This is a genomic window from Amycolatopsis sp. DG1A-15b, assembly GCF_030285645.1.
Taxonomy (GTDB): domain Bacteria; phylum Actinomycetota; class Actinomycetes; order Mycobacteriales; family Pseudonocardiaceae; genus Amycolatopsis.
Genome location: NZ_CP127296.1, coordinates 7133662 through 7148515 on the forward strand (window position 1 = coordinate 7133662; position 14854 = coordinate 7148515).

15 protein-coding genes are annotated in these 14854 nt (G+C 70.9%); 13 read left to right on the forward strand and 2 right to left on the reverse strand.

The window, feature by feature from the left end; all coding sequences use genetic code 11:
* The first annotated feature begins 29 nt into the window (after positions 1 to 29).
* From QRY02_RS32660 to QRY02_RS32690, 7 genes are all read left to right on the forward strand, one after another.
* Positions 30 to 1319 (forward strand): ABC transporter substrate-binding protein, encoded by a 1290-nt coding sequence (locus QRY02_RS32660; RefSeq protein ID WP_285986662.1) that lies wholly within the window; start codon positions 30 to 32, stop codon positions 1317 to 1319.
* Positions 1316 to 2224 carry a carbohydrate ABC transporter permease gene (locus QRY02_RS32665; protein ID WP_285986663.1) on the forward strand — a complete coding sequence of 303 codons (909 nt, stop codon included), beginning with the start codon at positions 1316 to 1318 and terminating at the stop codon, positions 2222 to 2224. The genes QRY02_RS32660 and QRY02_RS32665 overlap by 4 nt, the downstream gene beginning before the upstream one ends.
* A 29-nt stretch (positions 2225 to 2253) precedes the next feature.
* Positions 2254 to 3039: a carbohydrate ABC transporter permease gene (locus tag QRY02_RS32670; RefSeq protein ID WP_502874152.1), complete on the forward strand. Its 786-nt coding sequence runs from the start codon at positions 2254 to 2256 to the stop codon at positions 3037 to 3039.
* A gap of 53 nt (positions 3040 to 3092) precedes the next feature.
* Entirely contained in the window at positions 3093 to 3485 is a 393-nt protein-coding gene (locus QRY02_RS32675) for a DUF4190 domain-containing protein (protein WP_285986665.1), read from the forward strand.
* A 171-nt stretch (positions 3486 to 3656) separates the two neighbouring features.
* Positions 3657 to 5381 carry a TIGR03767 family metallophosphoesterase gene (locus QRY02_RS32680; RefSeq protein WP_285986666.1) on the forward strand — a complete coding sequence of 575 codons (1725 nt, stop codon included), beginning with the start codon at positions 3657 to 3659 and terminating at the stop codon, positions 5379 to 5381.
* A gap of 53 nt (positions 5382 to 5434) precedes the next feature.
* A complete protein-coding gene (locus QRY02_RS32685) occupies positions 5435 to 5836 on the forward strand; it encodes a PaaI family thioesterase (RefSeq protein WP_072476116.1) in 402 nt (133 codons plus the stop codon).
* A 69-nt stretch (positions 5837 to 5905) separates the two neighbouring features.
* Complete coding sequence (locus tag QRY02_RS32690; protein ID WP_285986667.1) at positions 5906 to 7168, forward strand: C39 family peptidase; 1263 nt, start codon at positions 5906 to 5908, stop codon at positions 7166 to 7168.
* Positions 7169 to 7209: 41 nt separating this feature from the next.
* Here the strand turns inward: QRY02_RS32690 and QRY02_RS32695 are convergent, their stop codons facing one another.
* Positions 7210 to 7659, reverse strand: coding sequence for a carboxymuconolactone decarboxylase family protein (locus QRY02_RS32695; RefSeq protein ID WP_285986668.1), 450 nt, complete (start codon positions 7657 to 7659; stop codon positions 7210 to 7212).
* A 77-nt stretch (positions 7660 to 7736) separates the two neighbouring features.
* Here QRY02_RS32695 and QRY02_RS32700 point away from each other — a divergent pair, with 77 nt between their 5' ends.
* From QRY02_RS32700 to QRY02_RS32715, 4 genes are all read left to right on the forward strand, one after another.
* Positions 7737 to 8591, forward strand: coding sequence for a sigma-70 family RNA polymerase sigma factor (locus QRY02_RS32700; RefSeq protein WP_285986669.1), 855 nt, complete (start codon positions 7737 to 7739; stop codon positions 8589 to 8591).
* A 122-nt stretch (positions 8592 to 8713) separates the two neighbouring features.
* Positions 8714 to 9187, forward strand: coding sequence for an HAD domain-containing protein (locus QRY02_RS32705; RefSeq protein WP_285986670.1), 474 nt, complete (start codon positions 8714 to 8716; stop codon positions 9185 to 9187).
* Positions 9188 to 9290: 103 nt separating this feature from the next.
* Positions 9291 to 10388, forward strand: a complete 1098-nt coding sequence (locus QRY02_RS32710; protein WP_285986671.1) for an S-(hydroxymethyl)mycothiol dehydrogenase — start codon at positions 9291 to 9293, stop codon at positions 10386 to 10388.
* Positions 10389 to 10453: 65 nt separating this feature from the next.
* The gene (locus tag QRY02_RS32715; RefSeq protein WP_285986672.1) at positions 10454 to 11008 is read left to right on the forward strand and encodes a gamma-glutamylcyclotransferase family protein; all 555 of its coding nucleotides are present in this window, start codon (positions 10454 to 10456) and stop codon (positions 11006 to 11008) included.
* Here the strand turns inward: QRY02_RS32715 and QRY02_RS32720 are convergent.
* On the reverse strand, positions 10986 to 12605 hold the full coding sequence (locus QRY02_RS32720) for an FAD-binding oxidoreductase (RefSeq protein WP_285986673.1): 1620 nt from the start codon (positions 12603 to 12605) through the stop codon (positions 10986 to 10988). The two genes, QRY02_RS32715 and QRY02_RS32720, sit on opposite strands and share 23 nt — an antisense overlap.
* Positions 12606 to 12702: 97 nt before the next feature.
* Here QRY02_RS32720 and QRY02_RS32725 point away from each other — a divergent pair, with 97 nt between their 5' ends.
* Positions 12703 to 13266: a TetR/AcrR family transcriptional regulator gene (locus QRY02_RS32725; RefSeq protein ID WP_285993975.1), complete on the forward strand. Its 564-nt coding sequence runs from the start codon at positions 12703 to 12705 to the stop codon at positions 13264 to 13266.
* Positions 13263 to 14804, forward strand: coding sequence for a glycerol-3-phosphate dehydrogenase/oxidase (locus tag QRY02_RS32730; RefSeq protein WP_285986674.1), 1542 nt, complete (start codon positions 13263 to 13265; stop codon positions 14802 to 14804). The genes QRY02_RS32725 and QRY02_RS32730 overlap by 4 nt, the downstream gene beginning before the upstream one ends.
* Positions 14805 to 14854: the final 50 nt, after the last annotated feature.

A 14854-nucleotide genomic window follows, 5' to 3' on the forward strand; every position in this document is an offset into this window, starting at 1 on the left:
CTTCGGAGCACGTCGGAGGGGTTCTGGGGATGCAGCGGAACAGGCGGAGTTTCCTCGCACTGGCGGGAATGGGCGCGCTGGCGACGGCCTGCGGGTCCAACACCGGGCGGCAGGGTGACCCGCCGCCCTCGACGGCGTACTCGGCGGGGCCGCCGCCGTCGGACGCCCCGAAGGTCGCGCTCCAGCAGTGGTACCACGCGTACGGCGAGGAAGGCGTCCAGGACGCCGTCAAGCGGTACGCGTCGAGCTACCCCGGCGCGGCCGTGACCGTGCAGTGGAACCCGGGCGACTACGACTCGAAGATCGTCACCGCGCTGCAGAACAGCAAGGTGCCGGACGTCTTCGAGGCGCAGGTCAAGATCGACTGGGTGCGGCAGAAGCAGGTCCTCCCGCTCGACGACGTCATCGGGCCGGTGAAGGGCGACTTCAGCCCGGCCGTACTGGCCGCGCAGACCGTCGAAGGCCGGGTCTACGGCATCCCGCAGGCGACCGACACGCAGGTGCTCTTCTACCGCAAGAGCCTGCTGCAGGCCGCGGGCGTGCAGCCGCCGCAGACGGTCGACGAGCTCGTCGACGCCGCCGCGAAGCTGACGAAGGACGGCGTCAAGGGCTTCTTCGCGGGCAACGACGGCGGTGTCGGCGTGCTCACCGGCCCGCTGCTGTGGTCGGCCGGGCTCGACTACCTGAAGAACGGCAACCGCGAGGTCGGCTTCGACGACCCGCGCGCGGCGACCGCGCTGGGCAAGCTGCACACGTTGAACGCCAACGGTTCCCTGCTGCTCGGCGCGCCGGCGGACTGGTCGGACCCGGGCGCGTTCATCGACGGCCTGACCGCGATGCAGTGGACCGGGCTGTGGAACGTGCCGAAGATCCGCCAGGCGTTCGACGACGACTTCGGCGTCCTGCCCTTCCCGAAGCTGGACGGCAGCGGCGCGCCGTCGGTGCCGGTCGGGGCGTACGGCGCGATGGTGAACGCCAAGAGCGCGCACGTCGCCGAGGCCAAGGCGTTCGTGAAGTGGCTGTGGATCGACCAGACGCAGGACCAGCTGGAGTTCGCGACGAAGTTCGGCTTCCACGTGCCGGCCCGGCAGAGCCTGGTCGGCCGGGCGGACAACCTCAAGTCCGGCCCGGCCGCCGACGCGGCCCGGTTCGTCCAGGAGAGCAGCCACCTCGTCGGCGGTCCGGTGTGGACCCAGCCGTCGAACACGGCGCTGTCCGACGCGGTCGCGAAGATCGCGAAGGAGGGGGCGGATCCGGCCGCGCAGGTCAAGACCGCGGTCGAGGTGGCGCGCGCCGAGCTGAAGCGCCTGTTTGGATGACACCGGGGCGGAAGCGGCGCGATGCGCGCGCGTTCTGGCTGTTCGTGGGGCCGTTCCTGATCGGGCTGGCGGTCTTCGCGTACCTGCCGATCGGCTGGAGCGCGTACCTGTCGTTCTTCGACGCGCGCAACACGGTGACGCCGACCGAGTTCGTCGGGCTGGACAACTACGGGCACATGCTCACCGACGAGCCGTTCCTGTCGAGCCTGGGGACGTTCAGCGTCTTCGCGGTGTTCATCGTGCCGCTGACGTTCGTGTTGTCGCTGGCGCTGGCGCTCGGCGTCAACCGGCTGCGGTTCGCGCGGGCGTTCTTCCGGTCGGTGTTCTTCCTGCCGTTCGCCTGCTCGTACGTGGTGGCGTCGCTGATCTGGAAGACGTCACTGTTCTCGGGTGTCCGGTACGGACTGGCCAACACGGTGCTCTCGGTCTTCGGCGTCGACCCGGTCGCCTGGACCGGCACGGTGCACCCGCCGCTGTACTGGGTGGTGCTGGTGACGGCGCGGCTGTGGCTGCAGCTGGGGTTCTACATGATCCTGTTCATCGCGGCCCTGCAGCGGATCCCGGTCCAGCTGTACGAAGCGGCGTGGCTCGACGGCGCCAAGCCGGGCTGGCCGGTGTTCCGCCACATCACGCTGCCGCAGCTGCGCGCGACGTCGGTGGCGGTGTTGCTGTTGAACCTGATCAACGCCTACCAGGCGTTCGACGAGTTCTACAACATCATGGGCGACACCCGCGGCTACCCGCCGTTCGCCCGGCCGCCGTTGGTGTACCTGTACTACACGTCGCTGGGTTCGGGCGGCCAGGACCTCGGCCGCGGCAGCGCCGGTGCGGTCCTCCTGGCGCTGATCATCGCGCTGGTGACGTTGCTGCAGGGCCGGGTGCTGCGCTTCGGGCGGGCGGTATGAGGGCGTTCCTGCGGTGGGCTTGCTTGTCGGTGGCGGCGGTTCTCTTCCTGCTGCCGTTCTACCTGCTCCTGCGCAACGGCCTGGCCTCGCGAGCGGACCTGACTTCTCCACAGTGGACGTTCGTTCCGTCCACAGTGCACTGGGAGAACTTCTCGCGGCTGTTCTCGCTTTCGGACGTCCCGTTCGCCCGCAGCCTGCTGAACTCGGCGCTGGTCGCGATCCTGCAGACGGTCGGTCTGCTGGTGGTCTGCTCGATGGCGGGCTACGGCTTGGCGCGGATCCCCTACCGGCATTCCAGGATCGTGTTCTACGCGGTGCTGGCGACGCTGATGATCCCGACGTCGGTGACGTTCGTGCCGAGTTTCGTGGTCGTCTCGTCGCTGGGCTGGCTGTCGGACTTCCGCGGCCTGGTGATCCCCGGGCTGTTCAGCGCCTTCAGCGTTTTCCTGTTCCGGCAGTACTTCCTCGACTTCCCCCGTGAACTGGAAGAGGCAGGCCGGGTGGACGGGCTCAGCCGGTGGGGCGTGTTCCGGCGGATCGTGGTGCCGAACTCGAAGGGCTTCTTCGCGGCGATCGCGGTCATCACGGTGATCGGTAGCTGGAACGCGTTCCTGTGGCCGCTGATCATCGCCCAGTCACCGGATTCGTGGACGGTCCAGGTGGCGCTGTCGGGGTTGCTGACGGCGCAGAACCCGCAGCTGAACCTGCTGTTCCTGGCGGCGGCGGTGTCGATCCTGCCGATCGTGCTGCTGTTCGCGTTCCTGCAGCGGTACCTGGTGCGCGGGGTGGCCGAGTCCGGTTTGGGCGGCTCGTAACACGCGGCGATCCGGCGGCGACTTGGGGACGTCTCTCAGGAAGCAGGTGCGTGATGACCAGTTCGACCCCCTACCCGCCGGTCAACCCGGACGACCCGCGGTACCCGCCGTCGGCGCCGGTACCGGCGTACCCGGCGCCGTACGCGGCCATGCCGGGCCCGTACCCGATGCTGCGCACCAGCGGGCTGTGCGTCGCCGGCATGGTGGTCGGGATCCTGGCCCTGCTCGGCTTCTGGATCCCGATCGGCGACGTGGTCCTCGGCCTGGTCGCGATGGGGCTGTCCTGGGCCGGCCTGCGCCAGAGCACCCAGCCCGGGTACACCGGCCGCGGCATGGGCATCGCGGGCCTGGTCTGCGGCGGCATCGCCATGATCCCGGCGATCATCGTGGTGATCATCTTCCTCACCGCGGCGACCGCCGTAACCACGTGCGGCGCCTTCTGCTGACCTTGGCCGCACGCCAGCGGCGGAAATGACCACAACCTTCGGCGGTACACCCCTCCCCGGACCTGTGACAAGGTGAACTCAACTGTCACGGTGAATGTTTTTCACGTTCACCTCGCGTCCACCCGGGTCCGGCACGGTGCCGGTCAACCGAGAAGACTGGGGAGCGAACTCATGGCCGAACTCACCCGGCGCACCTTCGCCACCGCGGGCGCCGCCGGTGTCGGGCTCCTGCTCTGCACGCCCACCGCGAACGCCCTCGACCGCGCGCTCCGGCTCACGAGCACCCGCTCGGTCACGACCACCGGCACCACGCTCGAACAGGTCGCCACCGGGGGCGGTACCGCGACCTACTCGCGGCTGTCCGCCGGGCCCGGGTGGCCGCTCGTCGTGCGCGGCGACCTCGCCGCCCCGAAGAGCGGGCGCGACGACCGGCGCCGGGCGCTGTCAGCCTTCGTGCAGTTCACCGACCTGCACATCACCGACGCCGAAAGCCCCGCGCGGTTCGAGTACCTGCACCCGTTCATCGGCTCCGCGCACCGGCCGCAGGAGGCGCTCGGCACCGTCGCGACCAGCGCGCTGGTCGAACGGGTCAACAGCGTGCGGCAGGGCCCGTTCACCGGGCGGCCGTTCGACCTCATGGTCACCACCGGCGACAACACCGACAACCACGAGCTGATCGAGCTCGACTGGTTCCTCAAGGTCCTCAACGGCGGCACCGTCACCCCGAACTCCGGCGACGCGAACGCGTACGAAGGCGTCCAGAGCTCCGGCAACGACGAGTACTGGAACCCCTCGATCCCCGGCGTGGGCGACAAGTACTCGGCGAAGGGCTTCCCGCAGCTCCCCGGCCTGCTCGAAGCGGGCATGAAGACCTTCACCGCGCCCGGCCTCGACGTCCCGTGGTTCTGCACCTTCGGCAACCACGACGACAGCATCGTCGGCTCGCTGCCGGCGCAGATCCCCGGGATCGACGCCTGGTACACCGGGAAGTACAAGGTCATCGGCAAGGACGAGACCACCGCGAAGAAGCTCGCCGACGCGATCAAAAAGGGTTCCGGCGTCCCGGTCGCGGAACTGTTCGGCGGCAGCGGCACCATCCGCGAGATCACGCCGGACGCGCGGCGGCGCCCGTTCGGCACCGGTGAGTTCGTCCGCGCCCACCTCGACGCCGCCAACACCGGCCCCGGCCCGGTGGGGCACGGCTTCACCAGCGCCAACGCCGACGGCCAGAACGTCTACTACACCTTCCGGATCGCGCCGGGCATCACCGGGATCAGCCTCGACACCACCACCGACGCCGGGTTCGCCGACGGCTCGATCGGGCTGGCGCAGTACTCCTGGGTCGAGTCGACGCTGAAGCGCGGCAGCTCGGCGTACTACGACTTCTTCGGCCGCAAGGTCACCCACGCCGTCACCGACGAGCTGTTCCTCCTCTTCAGCCACCACACCAGCGGCTCGATGGGCAACCTGCTGCCGGACTCGCGCCACCTGCTCGACCCGCGCCTCGACGGCAACGCCTTCGTCGCGCTGCTCAAGCGGTTCCCGAACGTGCTGGCCTGGGTCAACGGCCACACGCACCTCAACAAGATCACGCCGCACACCGGGACCACCCCGCAGCAGAGCTTCTGGGAGATCAACACCGCGTCGCACGTCGACTTTCCGCAGCACGCGCGGATCGTCGAGGTCGCCGACAACGCCGACGGCACGTTGTCGCTGTTCACGACGCTCATCGAAGCCGAAGCGCCGTACGCCGTGGACTACGACGCCCGGACGCCACAGGCGCTCGCGTCGCTGTACCGCGAGCTGTCCTACAACGACATCCACACCGACCTCGGCCGGGTCGGCGCGGCCGAGGACCACAACACCGAACTGCTGCTCGTCAACCCGCTGAGCTGAGGTTACGCCGGAGGTAATCGCCCGGCCCCGGATCTTCGGGCAAGCTGCGGAGCATGACCGACCCCGAAGGCACCCAGCTCTTCCACCGCTCCATGCCGTTCTCCGAACGCCTCGGCGTCGAGGTCTTGGAGCACGGGCCCGCGCTCGTCCGCAGCCGGCTGAAGTGGGACGAGAGCCTCTGCACGCTCGGCGGCGCGCTGCACGGGGGCGCGCTCATGGCGCTGGCCGACTCGACCGGCGCCGTATGCGCGTTCCTCAACCTGCCCGAGGGCGGCCAGGGCACGACGACCGTCGAATCGAAGACGAACTTCCTGCGCGCGGTGCGTTCGGGCTACGCCGTTGCGTCGTCCAGACCACTGCACGCGGGCCGCAAGTTCGTCGTGGTGGAGACCGAAATCCACGACGACGACGGCAAGTTGGTCGCGAAAGTGACACAGACGCAGGCCGTCCTGTAGGTACCTGTTTACAGACCCGGCCGGAGCGGCGAAAATTCCTGGCTACTGGGGGCCGATCAGGGAGCCGCGATGCGCGTACGCAAGTTGTTCACCTTATTGTCAGTGGTCGTGTTGTCTGCGGTAACCGTGCACGTCGCCGAGGCCGGGCCCGTCCGCCCGCGCGACGACGAGGCGATCGACTACCACGAGTGGACCGGCGGCCGTTTCCACGAAGGCGGCTTCGCCGGGGTCGCGCTCACCCACGACGGCCTGCGCCTGGCCCGCCCGATCGGCACGGTGGAGCACACCGAGCCGGAGCTGGGCACGACCAGAACGTACGAGTACGGCCAGTGGACGTCACCGGAGTACCGGCAGGGCTTCGGCGCGACGCAGCTGGTCGCGTCGTGGAACGCGAAGACGCCCGCGAAGACCTGGCTGCAGGTCGAGGCGCAGGCCCGGACGTCGGCGGGCGCCGAAACCGCGTGGTACGTGCTGGGCCGCTGGGCCAGCGGCGACGCCGACATCCTGCGCACCAGCGTCGACGGCCAGGACGACGCGAACGCGCTGGTCGACGTCGACACGCTGGTCACGAAGACCGGCGTGACGCTGAAGTCGTACCACCTCCGGGTCAGCCTCTACCGCGAAGCCGGCTCGGGTGCGACGCCGTCGGTGAGCCTGCTGGGCGCGATGACTTCGGCCGTTCCGGACCGGTTCGAGGTGCAGCCGACGAAGCCCGGACGCGCCACCGGGATCGAGCTGAAGGTGCCCGCGTACGCGCAGAACCTCCACAAGGGACAGTTCCCGCAGTACGGCGGGGGCGGCGAAGCCTGGTGCAGCCCGACGTCGACCGAAATGGTGGCCGAGTACTGGGGCAAGAAGCCGTCGGCGGCGGAGCTGGCCTGGATCCCGGCGGACTACGTCGACCCGCAGGTGGCGTTCGCGGCGCGCTACACCTACGACCACGCGTACGACGGCACGGGCAACTGGCCGTTCAACACCGCCTATGCGGCGTCGCGCGGGCTGCGCGGCCACATCACGCGGCTGCACTCGCTGAACGAGCTGGAGAACTACATCGCGCGCGGCATCCCGGTGATCACGTCGCAGTCGTTCCTGTCGTCGGAGCTCGACGGCGCCGGCTACGGGACGTCGGGTCACATCATGGTCGTCGTCGGCTTCACGAAGGACGGCGACGTGATCGCGAACGACCCGGCGTCGAGCAGCAACGACCGGGTGCGCAACGTCTACAAGCGGGACCAGTTCGAGAAGATCTGGCAGCGGACGAAGCGCTACCGCGCCGACGGCAGCGTCGCCGGCGGTCCCGGCGGCATCGCGTACATCATCACGCCGGCTTGACGCCGGCCCGGCGGGGCGCCTCGCGGGCGCCCCGCCGGACTTCACCAGGTCTTGCCGGCCTGCTCCCGGATCGCGCGGTTGATCCGGTTGAAGAAACCGGTCAGCGCGATGTGCGTGACGATCGCGGACAGCTGCTGCTCGTCGAAGTGCTCGGCGGCGGCCGCCCAGATCTCGTCGGTCACGCCCGGCTGGCCGTCCTGGATCCGCGTGGCGGCCTCGGTCAGCGCGAGCGCGGCCCGCTCCGGCTCGGTGAAGAACGGCGTCTCGCGCCAGGTGACGACGCTGTGCAGCCGGTCGTCGGTCTCGCCCTGCCGTTTCGCCGACTGGACGCCCGCGTAGGCGCACGGGGCGCAGCCGTTGATCTGGCTGGCCCGCAGGTGGACCAGCTCCAGCAGCAGCGGATCGACGCCGGCGGCGTGCACCACCTTGAACAGCTGCTGGACCGCGCCGGTCACCTCGGGATCGCTTCGGGTCTTCAGCCGTGGTTCCATCGTTCCTCCATCGGTTACCTGTGCCCCTCCGGGCCCGTCATGTCCACGACGGAGCAGAAGCGAGGAAGGTAACGACCATGTCCGACACCCTGGCCGAGACGTTCGAAGCGCAGCGCGACCGGCTGCGCGCGGTGGCCCACCGCGTGCTCGGTTCGCACGCCGACGCCGAAGACGTGGTGCAGGAGGCCTGGCTGCGGCTGTCGCGCCAGGACGCGGCGTCGATCGAGAACCTCGACGGCTGGCTGACGACGGTGGTCGGCCGGATCAGCCTGGACGTGCTGCGTTCGCGGAAGGCCCGCCCCGAGGCGCCGTACGAAGAGATCGTCGTGACGGTCGACGACGGCCCGGAGGCGGACGCGGAGCTCGCCGATTCGGTCGGGCTGGCGCTGCTCGTGGTCCTGGAGTCCCTCGGCCCGGGCGAGCGGCTGGCGTTCGTGCTGCACGACCTGTTCGCGGTGCCGTTCGAAGAGATCGGCCGCATCCTCGGCAAGTCCACGGCGGCGGCCAAGATGCTCGCCAGCCGAGCCCGCAAGAAGGTTCGAACACCTTCACGCCCGACCGGCTCTTCGCAGCGCGAGGTGGTCCAGGCCTTCCTGACCGCGGCCCGCGACGGCGACTTCGAGGAACTGCTGCGCGTGCTCGACCCGGAGGTCCGCCTGACGGTCGACACCCCGGACGGAGTGGTGGTGGTCCTGGGAGCGACGAACGTGGCGGCGGGCGCCCGCATCGGCGCGGCGGCGGCCGGCCGGCCGGTGCTGGTCGGCGGCCTGCCGGGCGTGGTGGCGTGGCGCGCGGACGGGACACCGATGTCGGTGGTGGCGTTCACGGTGGTGGACGGGCGGATCGTCAGCATCGCGTCGGTCGCGGACCCGGTGAAGCTCGCGTCGATGGAGCTCCCGGAACCGCCGGAGACTGTCGGTGGTGCTCGGTAAGCTGGAAACCGGGGGCCGGAGGCCCGGTCACCCACGCGCGGTCCGTCGCGTCGACACACGGAAGCGCGATCACGTGCGCCACGCCCCGACCTGGCCACCCGCCATGCCAGACTGCGGAAATCATGCGCCGCCCGCTGCTGTTCCTCGACGTCGACGGTCCGCTGATCCCGTTCGGGCGCAGTTCCGGGGACTACGCCACTTTCACGGACGCCGACCTGGGCAATCCCCTGCTGTCGCGGGTCGATCCGAGCCTCGGCCCGCGATTGCTGGCTCTCGGGTGCGATCTCGTCTGGGCCACCACGTGGCTGGCGGACGCCAACGAGTGCCTCGCCCCGCTGCTGGGCCTGCCGCCGCTGCCGGTGCTCGAGTTCCCCGACGACGACATCCCCGGGCTGCACTGGAAGACCGGAACGATCGTCGAGGCGGCAGCGGGCCGCCCGTTCGCCTGGATCGACGACGAAACCACCGACGCCGACCGGACCTGGGTCGCGAACCACCACCCGGGGCCGGCCCTGCTGCACACCGTCGCGGCGAGCACGGGCCTCACCAGCCAAGACCTCGCGACCATCGCCACTTGGCTGACCAAAGTTGCGTAAGACGCAACATGTTGCGCAAACCTCACTCATGCGGATGTCGCCATCTCCGCATGATCCGTGATTAGCTGCGGTCGACCAGCAGCGCAGCCGGAAGGTGGTTCGAATGCCGTACGAGGTCCAGGGGGTTGTTTCGCGGGCGAAGGGCGAGCCCGTCTCGCTGGAGACCGTCCTCGTGCCCGATCCCGGTCCCGGCGAAGCCGTCGTGAACGTCCAGGCCTGCGGGGTCTGCCACACCGACCTGCACTACCGCGAAGGCGGGATCAACGACGACTTCCCGTTCCTGCTCGGCCACGAAGCCGCCGGGGTCGTCGAGGCCGTCGGCGAAGGCGTCACCGACCTCGAGCCGGGCGACTACGTCATCCTCAACTGGCGCGCCGTCTGCGGCACCTGCCGGGCCTGCAAGCGCGGCAAGCCGTGGTACTGCTTCTCGACCTTCAACGCCACCCGGCCGATGACGCTCCAGGACGGCACCAAGCTGTCGCCCGCCCTCGGCGTCGGCGCCTTCCTCGAAAAGACCCTCGTCCACAGCGGACAGTGCACGAAGGTCGACCGGGAAGCCGAGCCCGCCGTCGCCGGGCTGCTCGGCTGCGGGGTCATGGCCGGGCTCGGCGCGGCCATCAACACCGGCGCCGTCACGCGCGGCGACTCGGTCGCCGTCATCGGCTGCGGTGGGGTCGGGGACGCCGCCATCGCCGGCGCGAAGCTCGCCGGCGCCACCACGATCGTCGCGATCGACATGGACGACCGCAAGCTGGCCTGGGCGAAGGACTTCGGCGCCACCCACACGCTCAACAGCAAGGGCCTGTCCGAGGCGCAGGTCGTCGAAGCCATGCAGGACGCCACCAACAGCTTCGGCCCCGACGTCGTCATCGACGCCGTCGGCCGTCCCGAAACCTGGCGGCAGGCGTTCTACGGGCGCGACCTGGCCGGCACGGTCGTGCTGGTCGGCGTACCGACGCCGGAAATGCGGCTGGACGACCTGCCACTGATCGACTTCTTCTCGCGCGGCGGCTCGCTCAAGTCGTCGTGGTACGGCGACTGCCTGCCCAGCCGGGACTTCCCGATGCTCGTCGACCTCTACCTGCAGGGCCGGTTGCCGCTGGACAAGTTCGTCACCGAGCGCATCGGCGTCGACGGCGTCGAGCAGGCCTTCGAGCGCATGCACCACGGTGACGTCCTGCGCAGCGTGGTGACTTTCTGACCCTCTTCACCGACGACGAGTATCCGGCCGAACCCTATCCCGGGGCCCGGCCGGGCCACTCGTTCGTGCACGTCGACGGAGCCGGGCACCCGCTCGACGCCGCCCCCGAAGGCTGGCGCGACCGGATGGCCGTGCTGGCCTACGGCTCGAACGCGAACCCGTCGAAGATCACCTGGCTGCGCGCCCGTCTCGGCCTCGAAGGCCCCGTCGTCGTGGCGCACGCGCGCTGCGCCGGCCTCGCCGCCGTGTGGGCCGCCGGCTTCCGCGTGGTCGACGACCAGCGCCCGGCCACCCTCACCGCGCTGCCGGGCGTCGAAGAGCACGCCATCTGGTTCGTGACGCCGGACCAGCTGGCGGTCCTGGACCGCTGCGAAGGCCGCGGCACCCGCTACCACCTGGCCCGGCTCACCGACCCCGACATCACCCTCGAAGACGGCACGCGCCCGACCGACGTCCACACGTACGTCGGCGCCGCGCCGATCCGCTATCCCCTGCTGGTCGACGGCGCGCCGGTGCGCACCGCCGACGTCCCGCAGACCGAAGCGGCGCGGCTGCAGGGTGTCGCAGCCGACGGCCACGGCGTGCCCTGCGAAGTCGTCACACCAGCTTTCCGGGGTTGAGGATCCCGGTCGGGTCCACGGCGGACTTGGCCGCGCGCAGCACCTCGACGCCCAGCGTGCCGATCTCCGCGCTCAGGTAGGGCGCGTGGTCGACGCCGACGGCGTGGTGGTGCGAGATCGTGCCCAGCCCGGTGATCGCCTCGCAGGCCGCCGCCTTCGCGCGCTGCCACTGGCCGGCGGGGTCGGCTTCGTCGCGGGCCGTCAGCACCGTGAAGTACAGCGACGCACCCGTTTCGTACGCGTGCGAAATGTGGCACATGATGATCGCCCGGCCCAGCGCGGCCGTCAGCGCCGCGCGGACGTCGTCGCGCAGCTCGTCCACATTGGACCAGTAGGCGGCCGTTTCGAGCGTCTCGACGCAGATGCCCATGTCCAGCAACGTGTCCCGCTGCCGGGGCCCGGCGAACCGGCCGTGCCGCCACGACTCGCCGAGCGCCTTGCCGACGCGGACGGCACCTGAGGCCTTCAGCCGCCGAGTCGTCTCACGGCGGCGCAGCGCCACGTCGTGCGCGGTGCCTTCCCAGCCCACGATGAGGAAACACGGCCGTCGCACGCCCCGCGCAGCGAGGTAGCGGCGCAGCGCCGCCGTCTTCACCCCCGCGTTCAGCGCGAGTGACACCTCGGTCTCGTCCCCATCGGACAGCCGGGTGACGTCGGCGAGCGCGTGGTGCTGCGCGAGGTCCCGCACCGCTTCGGCGCCGGCCGCCCAGCCCGGCAGCGCGTAGCCCTCGTAACGGCGGACCGGCGGCGCCGGCCGCACCCGCAGCGCGACTTCGGTGATCACGCCGAGCGTGCCCTCGCTGCCGATCGCGAGCTGGCGCAGGTCCGGCCCGGCCGCGGACGCCGGGGCGACGCCGAGCTTCCACGGGCCGCGCGGGGTGGCCAGCCGCACGCCGGTGACCATGTCCTCGAACCGCCCGTAGCCCGACGACGCCTGGCCGGCCGAGCGCGTCGCCGCGAAGCCGCCGATCGTGGCGCGCTCGAACGACTGCGGGACGTGCCCGAGCGTCAGGCCGTGCCCGGCGAGCAGCCGCTCGGCTTCAGGCCCGCGGACGCCCGCCTGCAGGACGGCGATGCGCGACTCGGCGTCCACGGACACCAGCGCGTCGAGCCGGACGAGGTCCAGCGCGATCACCGACGTCTTCTCGCCGCGCAGTGCGGCGACGCCGCCGACCACCGACGTGCCGCCGCCGAAGGGCACGACTCCGACGTCGTGCCGGACGCAGACGTCGAGGACCGCCTGGACCTCGTCCGGATCGGCGGGGAGCACGACCGCGTCGGGCACCGGGAACTCCGCCGACGGCGAACGGCGCCGCAACAGGTCGAGGTAGGACAGTCCGGTCGCCCTCGCCAGCCGGGCCGCGGCGTCGACCAGCACGTTCTCCGCGCCGACCACTTCCGCAAGCGCTTCCTCAGCAGGTTTCGCCAGTTTCGGTGACGGTATTTCCACCGGCAAATCGCCCGTCGGAGCAGCACCGGGGGCCGTCTGGCCGATACGCTGTTCAAGCCACTTGGCCGCCCGCGCGGGCAGCGGGGCGGCGCCGGCGGCTTCCTCGGTCCAGGACCGGCGGAGGCGGTGGTCAATGAGAGCGTTCACGACTACAGTGTGACATATGGACGTAAAACGTCACACCACGCAGACGGCGGGTTCCTCCGCGCTCGCGGACACCCGCAACCGCCAGACGGCGACGCGGGTGGCCGATGACGTGCTGCTCGACGCCGCGCGCTCGTGCGTGCTGGCCGTCGGTGTGCGCCGCACCACACTCGCCGAAATCGCCCGCACCGCCCGCGTCAGCCGGATGACGGTCTACCGCCGCTTCCCCGACGTCCGCAGCGTGCTCGCCGCCCTGATGACCCGCGAGTTCAGCGGGTTGCTGCGCACGGCGAGCGAAGGCGGCGCCGACGCCGCGCACAGCCGCGACCGGCTCGTGCTCATCGCGGCGGCCGGGGTCCGCGCGCTGTCGACCGACCCGCTGTTCCGCACCCTGCTCGACGTCGACCCCGAGCTCGTCCTCCCGTACATCGTGGAGCGGCTCGGCGCGACGCAGAAGTTCGCCGAGCAGGCGTTGCACCAGCTCCTGGAGGCCGGCCACCAGGACGGCTCGATCCGGCGGGCGCCGGTCGCCGTGCAGTCCCGTTCGGTGCTGCTGGTGGTGCAGTCGTTCGCGTTCTCCCTGCGGCCGGCCACGGCGGACGTCGACGAGGCGGCGCTGATGGCGGAGTTCACCCACGTGCTCGACGCGGCATTGCGGCCATGACGTCCGGCTCGCTCAACGCGCGGCGCCGCGAACGCGAGCTCGCGGCGCTGGCGTCGGGCGAGCGCGTCGACGTCGTCGTGGTGGGTGGCGGCGTCACCGGTACGGGTATCGCACTGGACGCGGCCTCGCGGGGCCTGTCGGTGGCACTGGTCGAGGCGCACGACCTGGCGTTCGGGACGTCGCGCTGGTCGTCGAAGCTGGTCCACGGCGGCCTGCGGTACCTGGCGCACGGCGAACTCGGCTTGGCGCACGAGAGCGCGGTGGAGCGCGGGATCCTGATGACCCGGACGGCACCACACCTCACGCGCGCGATGCCGCAGCTGTTCCCGTTGTACCCCGGCACTTCCCGCGTGCAGGAGCGGGTGGTCGCGGCCGGCTTGCGCGCGGGGGACGTGCTGCGCCGGGCGGCGCGCACGCCGTCGTCGGTGCTGCCGGGGCCGCGGTCGATCCCGGCGCCGCTGGCCTTGGCCCTGGCGCCGGGGCTGTCCGCCGACAGCCTGCGCGGCGCCTTGCTGGCTTACGACGGCGCGTTGGTCGACGACGCGCGTCTGGTGGTCACCCTCGCCCGGACGGCGGCGTCGTTCGGCGCCCGAATCCTCACGCGGCTGTCGGCCACTTCCCTTTCGGCGGACCGGGTTCAGGTGCGCGACGGCCTTTCCGGATCCACTGTGGACATCCACGCACGGCAGGTGATCAACGCGACGGGCGTGTGGGCGGGCACGCTGACGGGTTCGGTGCGGTTGCGGCCCTCGCTCGGTTCGCACCTGGTGCTGGCGCCGGGGACGGTCCCGATGGGGACGACGTCGGTCAACATCGGCGTGCCCGGCGAGACCAACCGGTTCGTCTTCCTGCTCCCCCAGCCGGACGGCCGGGTCTACCTGGGACTCACCGACGAGCCACTCTCCGGACCGATCCCGTCCGTGCCGGCGGTTCCCGAGTCCGATGTGGACTTCTTGTTGTCGCTGGCTTCGTCGGTGCTCGCCCGGCCGCTGACCCGGGCGGACGTCGCCGGGTCCTATGCGGGGCTGCGGCCCCTGGTCGAGGGAACCAGCGGCCGGTCGGCGGATCTTTCCCGCAAGCACGCGGTCCTGGCGGGTCCGGACGGGCTGCTGACGGTGGTGGGCGGGAAGCTGACGACGTACCGCCGGATGGCCGAGGACGCCGTCGACGCGGCGCTGCGCTTGACGGGACTTGCCGCTTCACCGTGTCGCACGGCCCGGTTGCCGTTGCTGGGGGCAGCTCCCCGGCCGGAGTTGTCCCTGGTGGACGCGGCGCCCCGGCTGGTGGCCCGGTACGGCACGGAGGCAGCGCGCGTGGCGGCGTTGGGCGAGGTGGACGCGGAGTTCGCGGCCCCGGTGGCGCCGGGAACGGAGATCACGGCGGCCGAGGTGGTGTGGGCGGTCCGGAACGAGGGCGCGCTGGACGTCGAGGACGTGCTGGAGCGCCGGACACGGCTGTCGTTGATCCCGCCGGACGCCGAGGCCGCGACGCCGCGCGTGGCGGAACTTGTCGACAAGTCGCTGGCGGGCCTCCTCTGAGCGGACTGCGTCAACCGGACTTGATGTTCTCTTGAGTTGACGTCCCGTTG